Raw genomic sequence first — 2681 nt, 5'->3', positions numbered from 1 at the left:
GCGCCCATCAGCGCCGCACCGGACGCCGAGCGCAGCATATGACGCGGCGAGGTGAAGCCCTCGAGCTTGAAACGGCCGCTGGCGAGCGCCGTCACCAGGCTGCCCGCGAACACGCCGGCCACCGTGGCGATGCCGAAATTAAGCGTCAGCCCGGTCGACAGCATCGCATATTGCAGGGTGTCGGCGATCGGTGCGATGAAGGTCAGCGACGTCACCGCGACGGGATTGAAATCGTCATTGCCGAGATAACCGGTTGCATACCAGCCGGCCGCGATCAGAAGCCCCATCACGAAACCCGCTACGATCTGGACGGGCGCGCGGCGGAACGGTCGATGCGCGAAGGCGAATGCGACCAGCGCGCCACCGACCAGGATAGTCGGCAACAGCCGTGCGGCCGTGCCGTGCAGCCCGCCGCTCGACAACAGCGCCGGCAGCGAGGTCGCCGTGGCGCTGGTCTGCGACATCTGAACCAGCGCGATGCGCAGCGGCGCGATCAGGCCCTTCAACGTCATTTCAGCGACGATGCCGAGCACGATGACGACGACGAAGGAGCGCAGATTGCCGCGGCCGAGCAGCACCAGCGCCCGCGAGCCGCAGCCGTTCGACAGCACCTGGCCGTAGCCGAACAGTGCCCCGCCCAGGAACATCACCGGCACCGAGAAGCTGGGCTGCAGGTAGATCGACTTGCCGAGATCGACCGTCCCCTGCGCCGCAAGCAATTGCGTTGCAACAATGGCGGTGCCCATCGCCAGCGCATAGCTGCGGACCAGCCTGCTGTCGCCCTCGGCCCACCAGCCGCGCAGCGAGCTCATCATGCAGAAGCCGCTGAGAAGGCCGACCACGCCGTAGATGAGACCGATGATGAGACCTGCAAGAACGGCAATATTGGCGGGATCTGGCACTCAGGAATCCTTGAGCTGACGAGGGCTGCGGCGTCAACCGGGTGCCGCTTGACGCGCGCAGAATTGTGGTCACGATACGTGCTTAACTAAGTCAAGATGCTTGTTCCAACAAGCAGCATCATCGGGGAGACAACGCCGTGGCTTCAGACCCGAAGACATCCCGGCGGCGGGAGGTATGGCGGTGACGGCCAAGGCGACATGGACGCCCGATGCGCTGGCGCGGGCCTGCGCCGACGCCATGTGGCGAGAGGATCGCGCCAGCCAGGGGCTCGGCATGGAGATCACGGCGATCGGTCCGGGCCACGCCACGCTTGCGATGACGATCCAGCCGCACATGGTGAACGGCCATGGCATCGCCCATGGCGGCTTCATCTTCACGCTGGCCGATTCCGCCTTCGCGTTTGCCTGCAACTCGCACAATGAGCGCACCGTGGCAGCGCAGGGCAACATCACCTTCATCCGCCCCGGTAAGCTTGGCGATCGCCTGGTCGCCGAGGCGCGCGAGATATCGCGCAGCGGCCGCTCCGGCATCTACGACGTGCGCGTCAGCGCCGGCGACAGCGTGATCGCCGAGTTTCGCGGCCATTCGCGCAGCATCGGCGGCACGTTGGTGGCGACGGGACAGATCGATGATCCGACAAAGTAAGCGAACCGCAGGAGGAGACGCGCCATGGCTTTGACCAAGCCGAAATCCAGGTCTGACCTCTACCGGCCAGAGCTGGACGATGTCGAGCGTGCCTCGCGCGACGAGATCATGGCGCTGCAGACCAAGCGGCTGGCATGGTCACTCAAGCATGCCTATGACAACGTCGCACACTACAAGCGGGCCTTCGATGCGCAGGGCGTGCATCCCGCCGACTTCCGCGAGCTCAGTGATCTCGCCAAATTCCCGTTCACCTCGAAAACCGACCTGCGCGACAATTATCCCTTCAACATGTTCGCCGTGCCGCGCGAGCAGCTGGTACGCATCCATGCCTCCTCGGGCACCACCGGCAAGCCGATCGTGGTCGGCTACACCAAGGCCGACATCGCAATCTGGTCGCAGGTGATGGCGCGCTCGATCCGCGCCGCCGGCGGCCGCAGCGGCATGATCATCCACAACGCCTACGGCTACGGCCTGTTCACCGGCGGGCTCGGCGTGCATTACGGCGCGGAAGAGCTCGGCTGCACCGTTGTGCCGGTTTCCGGCGGCATGACCGAGCGGCAGGTGCAGCTGATCAACGATTTCCGGCCCGAGATCATTACGGTGACGCCGAGCTACATGCTGGCGATCCTCGACGAGTTCAAGCGGCAGAAGCTTGATCCCCGACAGAGTTCGCTCAAGCTCGGCATCTTCGGCGCCGAGCCCTGGACCAACGCGATGCGCGCCGAGATCGAGGACGCCTTCGACATGGACGCGACCGACATCTATGGCCTATCAGAGGTGATCGGCCCCGGCGTCGCGCAGGAATGCCTGGAGACCAAGGACGGCCTGCACATTTGGGAGGATCATTTCTATCCGGAGGTGATCGATCCCGACACCGGCGCGGTGCTGCCCGATGGCGCGATCGGCGAGCTGGTCTTCACCTCGCTGACCAAGGAAGCCTTCCCGGTGGTGCGCTATCGCACCCGCGACCTGACCCGATTGTTGCCGGGCACCGCCCGCCCCGGCATGCGGCGGATGGAGAAGGTTACCGGCCGCTCCGACGACATGATCATCCTGCGCGGCGTCAATCTGTTTCCGACCCAGATCGAGGAGATGCTGCTCGCGACCGCATGGTGCGGCGGCCATTTCATTCT

At 65.1% G+C, this 2681-nt stretch carries 3 protein-coding genes; 2 read left to right on the top strand and 1 reads right to left on the bottom strand.

What is annotated here, in order from left to right:
* On the bottom strand, positions 1–902 hold a 902-nt coding region (locus WA702_RS29010), incomplete at its 3' end, for a YeeE/YedE family protein (protein ID WP_425113973.1).
* A 175-nt stretch (positions 903–1077) separates the two neighbouring features.
* On the opposite strand from WA702_RS29010, the gene paaI reads away from it, so the two are divergent.
* Together paaI and paaK are read left to right on the top strand one after the other, a co-directional pair.
* The gene (paaI, locus tag WA702_RS29005) at positions 1078–1548 is read left to right on the top strand and encodes a hydroxyphenylacetyl-CoA thioesterase PaaI (protein ID WP_425113972.1); all 471 of its coding nucleotides are present in this window, start codon (positions 1078–1080) and stop codon (positions 1546–1548) included.
* A 24-nt stretch (positions 1549–1572) separates the two neighbouring features.
* Positions 1573–2681, top strand: a 1109-nt coding sequence (gene paaK / locus WA702_RS29000; RefSeq protein ID WP_425113971.1) for a phenylacetate--CoA ligase PaaK, incomplete at its 3' end; no start/stop codon positions are given.

The sequence above is a fragment of the Bradyrhizobium sp. genome (assembly GCF_049798375.1).
Taxonomy (GTDB): domain Bacteria; phylum Pseudomonadota; class Alphaproteobacteria; order Rhizobiales; family Xanthobacteraceae; genus Bradyrhizobium.
This window is presented reverse-complemented; position numbering and strand designations above follow the sequence as displayed.